Below are 7,321 nucleotides of genomic sequence, written 5' to 3'. Positions count from 1 at the left end.
GCCCCGAGCAAAGCCCGCCCCAGCGGCGAACCCCAGTTGATCAACCCCCGCCCGGCATCTGCCTCATCCTCACCCACCAGCCGCACCACATGTTCCTGCTCCTGGGCATCGACAAACCGCACCCGGCTACCAATCTGCACCTTGCTGCGCGAAGTCGCCGCCGGCACCACCTGGGCACTCTGTACCCGCGCGCTGAAGTAGCGCAGGTCCCGTTCGGTATCCGCCAGCCGCTGCTTGTCGCCACGCTCGCCCTGGGCCTGCAGTTCGCTGCGCAGGGCATTGAGTTCGGCCACGCGCTCCTGCAGCTGGCGCAAGCCACTGGCGGTGAGGTAGTTGGGTTGCGCGCTGACCCTTCGCTCGACCGGCTGATCAGCCTGGGCAGCGGCCTGGTCTTCGTTGACGAATGCTCGGCTCATGGGTGGCCTCCTTGTGCAGGAGACCATCATCGCAGGCCGCCAGTTTCAAGAAATGTCCTTTTGCGACTCAGTTGTGGCGATAGGCGCGTGCGGCATCGCGGTCCTTTTCCTGCTCCCAGTCGCGCTCGCGCTGGTCCCAGAATCGCTCGTGGTACTGGCGCTGTTCTTCGCTGTTCTGCATCGCGTGGCACTGGCGAAAACCGTCGTCCCAGCCGCTTTCGTACGTGCGTTCGTGCAGGTAGCGCGGCACGTCCTTGCGAAAGCCGCCTACCATCAGCCCGGCCGCCTGGCGGCCGCTGCTGCAGCCGTCTTGGAAACCATCGGCATAGGCGGGGGGATAACCCCGGTTGACCATTTGCTCGTGGGTGGTTTCGCAACCAGACAGCAACAACGCCATGCACACGCCGAACCAGTACCGCGACATAACCACAAAACCCTCCGGTTGATACTGGAAAGTCTAGGTGGCGATTTGTCGGGGGGCCGTCAAAACAGTGTCAAAGACTCGGTTGGGTCACACTGTGGCCTGTACCGGCCCTATCGCCGGCAAGCCAGCTCCCACAGGTACTGCACATCCCTTGAGTCCTGTGATCACCTTGTGGGAGCTGGCTTGCCGGCGATAGGGCCAGTGCAGGCAACCAGTGTTTTCAGTAGTGGTACCACTTCAGCTCAAGCATCACCTCGTTCTGCGCCGTAGCCAGATGGCTGAACTCCCGCGAAGCACTCAACCGCACCCCCAGGTTCTGGCTGATCTCCCACTGCTGGTTCAGGCTCACGCTGCGCCGCACCTCGCCGTTGGCGAAGTAATCGCCCTTGGCCTCAAGCGTCATGTTGCCCAACCCGTTGCGCCAGAGCAGCCCGCCATTGAAACCCGCCGCCGGGGCGATGAACTGGGCGAAATCATTGTGGTGCTCGACCCGCACCGTACCCAGGGCAAAGCCCAGCAAGCCGTCGGCCAGTTGCCAGGTGCCGCCGGCCCCGCCGTTCACATGGCTCACCAGCACCTCGTCATCATGCTTGCCCGGCACCCGCTCCAGCCCGCCGGCCACCTGCCACGACCAAGGCTTGAGCAACTCGTTGCGCGGCGTCAGCGAGCGGATGGTGGCCAGGTCCAGGCGCTGCACCTGCCAGTCGTTGCCTTCGTACTGGCGCAGCTTCAACTGCAGGATCTCGATTTGCGCCCCCAGCGGGAAGCCATAGGCGTTGTCATTCAGGTCGTGATAGGCCATGCGCAGGCCGTACTCGGCATAGGCACGGTCTTCGCGGGTGCCCACGCCCAGCTGCCAGGTGCGCGAATCATGGCCGTCCTCGGGCAGGCCTGGGCGCTCGATCTGCAGCGGCGGTGGCGGGTTGCTGTTGATTGCCCGCAACAGTTCGAAGCTGCGCCTGGCCTGCCCGGGGTCGCGCTCCTGGCCATTGGCGCGGTAGCGCTCCAGGCGGTACGCGGCATCCTGCACCAGCGCCTGGCGCTGGCGGGGGAGGGCCTTGAATTCGGGGCTTTGCAGTTGTGCGGTGTCGGCACTTACCGCCAGCACCTGGCGCTTTTCGCCATGATCGAGCGGCTCGGCCCGGGCCAGCAGTTCGCGTTCGCGCGAGGGGCGGTACGTTTCGCTGGCGACCAGGCCGGACTGCTTCACGGCCTTGACCGTGTCGGTCGGAATGGCGGTCAGCGGGAACTGCGAGGTCAGGTCCAGGCTCGGGCGGGCCACCTGCAACAGTTCCAGCAGACGGTACGAGCAGTTTTCGTCGAAGAAGAAGTAGTCGAACTGGATCTGCTTCAACTCCCACACATGTTCGACCATGCGCCCGGTTTCTTCCGGGGTCAGGTCCAGCTGGTACTCCCACAGGTCGCGGTTTTCCAGGCTGCGGTATTCGGACAGTTTCTCCTGGTAGGGCATCAGCGCGAACAGGCCAGGGTAGCCGCCCATCAGGCCTTTCCAGGCATACAGGATGCTGTTGTCGCTGCCTTCGATGTAGGCGCCGAAGTTGATCGCGTAACTCAGCAGCGTGGTGTCGTCACGGCGGGTGTTGGACTGGTCGATGCGCAGCAAGGTGTGGCCGAACATCGATGACGGGCTGTTCAGGTAGGCCGCCGGGAAGATCAGCGCCGCACTGTGCGGGTCGATCGACTGGTACCAGGTGGTGAACTCCTGGCAGTCCGGTTGCGGCAAATCTTGCAGGTCGAGCTGTTCGCGCAGCCAGCGGGTGCGCGCCGGGAACACGCACTGGGCATGCTTGTCGCCGAGGTTGGCCGGGGCGTACAGCGCTTCGACCGTGGCTTGCAGCTCCTGGTCGGGGTGGTGCGCGCCGTCCTCGGCGAGGAAGAACGCATCATCGTCCACATAGCTGCGCCAGCCACCCAGCTTGGCGGTTTCGTAATGGCCCAGGGCTATCCAGTAAGGGGTGTTGGCCAGTTGCTGGACACGGCCTGGGTCCAGCATGGGCGCGGCATGAACAGGGGCGCAGGCACACAGCGCCAGGGATACGAAGCGTTTGAGCATATCGGGCAACTACTTCTTGACGATGCCGAAAAAGGCGAAACCCGCCCCGGAACCGGGGCGGGAGCAGCTGGACTCAGGCCTCGGTTGCGTATTTGGCCAGGCGTGGGTCGTTCTTCAGAACGGCCAGGGTGTTGCTGTGGACGGTTTCTGCAGTGACATCGGCGCTGCTGAAGATCTGGTTGAAGTGCTGGTGGGTGACCGATGCGAAGTAGCCACGGTCTTCCGGAGCCACGCCGAGGACCACGGCATAGGTGGTTAGCGCTTCGCCCTGGCCCATGGCCATGTCTTCGGACAGTTCATTCATCATGCCGTTCATGGCGAACCAGGACTTGCCACCGTAGGTCAGTGATGCCTTGGTGGAGCAGCCGTTGGTACCGGAGGTCATGCCGAAGGTGGCGTTACCGGAGGTGCCGTTGGTGGTGGAAGCCAGGAAGTGTGCCGGCGTGCCGCGCTGGCCTTCGAACAGCATGTTGCCCCAGCCGCAGTTCGGGCCGCCTGGCGCTTCGGCCATGGCGTTGAGTGAGGCGACGGTGAACAGAGTACCCAGAAGAATCCGTTTCATAGCATTTGTTCTCTTTTGACTTAACCAAGGGTCAGGGTTTCTGGCAACTCGGTTGCCAGGTCGGGGAAGCTTTTCACCCACCCGCGCAGCTTGGAGTTTAGGCACGATCTAAGAGTTGCGTTGTTGATTGCGAAAAATTTGCTGTTACATGGCCCGCTCCGGCTGCGATATAAAGTCTTGCGGAGCCTTGCAAGGCGCGCGCGGGCAGCGCCAGAATGCTGCGTATCTGCCCCGCCGAAGTAAGGAAACCCAATGCCCGATCCTGTCGCTGCGCGCCTGCGTCTCGCGCCCGAAGCCCTGACCCGGCGTTTCTCACCCGAGCAGTTTGCCTTTACCAATACCGACGATCTGGAGCCGTTTCGCGGAGTCCTGGGCCAGGAGCGTGCTGTCGAGGCCCTGCAGTTTGGCGTGGCCATGCCGCGCCCTGGTTACAACGTGTACGTAATGGGCGAGCCCGGCACCGGCCGCTTTTCGTTCGTCAAGCGCTACCTCAAGGCCGAGGGCAAGCGCCAGCAGACCCCCGCCGACTGGGTCTACGTCAACCACTTCGATGACACCCGTGAGCCCCGCGCACTGGAATTGCCATCCGGCAGCGCCGGGGCATTCATCGCCGACATGAACGGGCTGATCGACAACTTGTTGTCGACCTTCCCGGCGGTGTTCGAGCACCCGTCGTACCAGCAGAAAAAGGGCGCTATCGACCGCGCCTTCAACCAGCGTTACGACCGCGCCCTCGATGTGATCGAGCGCGCCTCGCTGGAAAAGGACGTGGCCCTGTACCGCGACGCCAGCAACGTCGCCTTCACCCCGATGGCCGACGGCAAGGCACTGGATGAAGCCGAGTTCGCCCAGTTGCCGGAAGAGGTGCGCGAGCAGTTCCACGAGGATATCGCCCTGCTCGAGGAGCGCCTGAACGAAGAACTGGCCAGCCTGCCGCAATGGAAACGCGAGTCGAACAACCAGCTGCGCCAGCTCAACGAAGAAACCATCACCCTGGCCCTGCAGCCATTGCTGGCGCCGCTGTCGGAAAAATACGCCGAGAATGCTGCGGTCTGCGCCTACCTGCAGTCGGTACAGCTGAACCTGCTGCGTACCGTGGTCGAGCAACTGGTCGATGACAGCAAGACCGACGCCGCCGCGCGCAAACTGCTGGAAGAGCAGTACGCCCCCAGCCTGGTGGTCGGCCACCACGCCGACGGCGGTGCGCCGGTGGTGTTCGAGCCGCACCCGACCTACGACAACCTGTTTGGCCGTATCGAATACAGCACCGACCAGGGTGCGCTGTACACCTCGTACCGCCAGCTGCGCCCCGGTGCGCTGCACCGGGCCAACGGCGGCTTCCTGATTCTGGAAGCCGAGAAGATGCTGGGCGAGCCGTTCGTCTGGGACGCGCTCAAGCGTGCCCTGCAGTCGCGCAAGTTGAAGATGGAATCGCCACTGGGCGAGCTCGGCCGGGTGGCTACCGTCAGCCTGACGCCGCAGATGATCCCGCTGAACATCAAGCTGGTCATCATCGGTTCGCGCCAGCTGTACTACGCACTGCAGGACCACGACCCGGACTTCCAGGAGATGTTCCGGGTACTGGTGGACTTCGACGAAGACATGCCCATGGTCGACGAGAACCTGGAGCAGTTCGCCCAGCTGTTGCGCACCCGCACCAACGAAGAGGGCATGGCGCCGCTGACCAGTGATGCGGTGGCGCGCCTGGCCACCTACAGTGCCCGCCTGGCAGAAAACCAGTCGCGCCTGTCGGCACGTATCGGCGACCTGTTCCAGTTGGTCAGCGAAGCCGATTTCATCCGCCAGCTGGCCAATGATGAAATGACCGACGCCGGGCACATCGAGCGTGCGCTCAAGGCCAAGGCCACCCGCACCGGCCGTGTTTCGCAGCGGGTGCTGGACGACATGCTCGCCGGTATCATCCTGATCGACACCGAAGGCGCGGCCATTGGCAAGTGCAACGGCCTGACCGTGCTGGAAGTGGGTGATTCGGCGTTCGGCATGCCGGCGCGTATTTCCGCCACCGTGTACCCGGGCGGCAGCGGTATCGTCGACATCGAGCGTGAGGTCAACCTCGGCCAACCGATCCACTCCAAGGGTGTGATGATCCTCACCGGCTACCTGGGCAGCCGCTATGCCCAGGAGTTCCCGCTGGCAATCTCGGCAAGCATCGCCCTGGAACAGTCCTACGGCTACGTGGACGGTGACAGCGCCTCGCTGGGCGAAGCCTGCACGCTGATCTCGGCCTTGTCGCGCACGCCGCTCAAGCAGTGCTTTGCCATCACCGGTTCGATCAACCAGTTTGGCGAAGTACAGGCAGTGGGCGGGGTCAACGAGAAAATCGAGGGCTTCTTCCGCCTGTGCGAAGCGCGTGGCCTGACTGGCGAGCAAGGGGTGATCATCCCGCGTGCCAACGTCGCCACACTGATGCTCGACGAGCGCGTGCTGCAGGCCGTGGAGAACGGCATGTTCCACGTGTACGCGGTCAGCCAGGCCGACGAGGCGTTGAGCCTGCTGGTAGGCGAGGAGGCCGGGGTGCTGGATGACAAGGGCCAGTTCACCGAAGGCAGCGTCAACGCACGGGTGGTAGAGCGCCTGCGCGAGATCGCCGAGATGATCAGCGAGGAGGAGATCGAGAAGGCGGAGAAAGAGCGCCTGGAAGAGGTGATTGCCCAAGCCAAGCCGGCCTGAGTCAATAAACCGGCGCTGGCGGCGATGTGCTACCGTTTAGCGCCGGTTTTCCATCTTTCTATACGGTTCTTCTATGCTGGAACTTAAGGACGGTATTAGCGTTCAGGATGGAAACAGCCTGAGGTTCAGGCTGAACAAGGCTTTTTGGAGGGGGCGCGGCCATGCGCAATCTCAGCCTCACACGCCAGTGCCTGGGCCTGGTGACCCGCATCGAATGCAGCATCCGTCCGCTGGCCGGGGACAACGGCATGTGGACGCTGCTGTTCGCCGCCGGCATGGCCGGTGAACAACCGTCCGCAATCAAGGCCCAAGGGCCGTTCCATGGGCCGCTGGTGGCCGAATCGGTGCTCAATGCCATTGTCGACAGCCTGACCTTGCATGGGTATCAGGTGGCCGAGGATCCGCAGATCTGGTGTTTGCATTTGCAGGCGCAGTTGCGGCGGATCAATGGTGAGCGGTGTCGGAACCTGGGGGATTACCAGTTTCATCCTGAGACCTGATTGAGGCCGGGGGCCGCTTTGCGGCCCATTCGCAGCACAAGGCTGCTCCTACAAGCGAATGGGCTGCGGAGCGGCCCCCGGGCTTTTGCTGTAACAGGTGGCTGGCTATACTCGCCGTCGCTTTTTTAGTCACCTGATGAGTCCCGACACTCCATGGAACGTATCCTCGAAAATGCGATGTATGCCTCGCGCTGGCTACTCGCCCCCATCTACTTCGGCCTGTCCCTCGGCTTGCTGGCCCTGGCGCTGAAATTCTTCCAGGAAGTAGTCCACGTCCTGCCCAACGTCTTCGCCCTCAGCGAAGCCGACCTGATCCTGGTGATCCTGTCGCTGATCGACATGTCGCTGGTGGGTGGCCTGCTGGTGATGGTGATGGTCTCCGGCTACGAGAACTTCGTCTCGCAACTGGACATCGACGAGAGCAAGGAAAAACTCAACTGGCTGGGCAAGATGGATTCTTCGTCGCTGAAGATGAAGGTTGCCGCTTCGATCGTGGCCATTTCGTCCATCCACCTGCTGCGGGTGTTCATGGATGCACAGAACATCTCCACCGATTACCTGATGTGGTACGTGATCATCCACATGACCTTCGTGGTCTCGGCATTCTGCATGGGCTACCTGGACAAGCTGACCAAGCACTGAGCCTTTCAGGCC

7 protein-coding genes are annotated in these 7,321 nt (G+C 62.8%); 3 read left to right on the top strand and 4 right to left on the bottom strand.

Annotation, left to right across the window (positions count from 1 at the left end):
• The 4 genes from CAF70_RS24130 to CAF70_RS24115 form a co-directional block, all read right to left on the bottom strand.
• The coding region (locus tag CAF70_RS24130; protein ID WP_085701486.1) for a GreA/GreB family elongation factor at positions 1–416 on the bottom strand (416 nt) is incomplete at its 3' end.
• A gap of 67 nt (positions 417–483) precedes the next feature.
• Positions 484–840, bottom strand: coding sequence for a hypothetical protein (locus CAF70_RS24125; RefSeq protein ID WP_085626997.1), 357 nt, complete (start codon positions 838–840; stop codon positions 484–486).
• A gap of 220 nt (positions 841–1,060) precedes the next feature.
• Complete coding sequence (locus CAF70_RS24120) at positions 1,061–2,914, bottom strand: DUF4105 domain-containing protein (protein ID WP_085626994.1); 1,854 nt, start codon at positions 2,912–2,914, stop codon at positions 1,061–1,063.
• 73 nt (positions 2,915–2,987) lie between these two features.
• On the bottom strand, positions 2,988–3,476 hold the full coding sequence (locus CAF70_RS24115) for a DUF3015 domain-containing protein (protein ID WP_063911184.1): 489 nt from the start codon (positions 3,474–3,476) through the stop codon (positions 2,988–2,990).
• A gap of 252 nt (positions 3,477–3,728) precedes the next feature.
• Here CAF70_RS24115 and CAF70_RS24110 point away from each other — a divergent pair, with 252 nt between their 5' ends.
• The 3 genes from CAF70_RS24110 to CAF70_RS24100 all read left to right on the top strand — a co-directional run bounded on the left by CAF70_RS24110 (position 3,729) and on the right by CAF70_RS24100 (position 7,309).
• Positions 3,729–6,167, top strand: coding sequence for a Lon protease family protein (locus CAF70_RS24110; protein WP_085626992.1), 2,439 nt, complete (start codon positions 3,729–3,731; stop codon positions 6,165–6,167).
• A 161-nt stretch (positions 6,168–6,328) separates the two neighbouring features.
• Positions 6,329–6,667: a hypothetical protein gene (locus tag CAF70_RS24105; RefSeq protein WP_003247487.1), complete on the top strand. Its 339-nt coding sequence runs from the start codon at positions 6,329–6,331 to the stop codon at positions 6,665–6,667.
• Between the two features lie 153 nt (positions 6,668–6,820).
• Positions 6,821–7,309, top strand: coding sequence for a TIGR00645 family protein (locus tag CAF70_RS24100; protein ID WP_085626990.1), 489 nt, complete (start codon positions 6,821–6,823; stop codon positions 7,307–7,309).
• Positions 7,310–7,321 lie beyond the last annotated feature (12 nt).

The organism is Pseudomonas sp. B19(2017) (assembly GCF_002113165.1).
Taxonomy (GTDB): Bacteria; Pseudomonadota; Gammaproteobacteria; order Pseudomonadales; family Pseudomonadaceae; genus Aquipseudomonas.
This window is presented reverse-complemented; position numbering and strand designations above follow the sequence as displayed.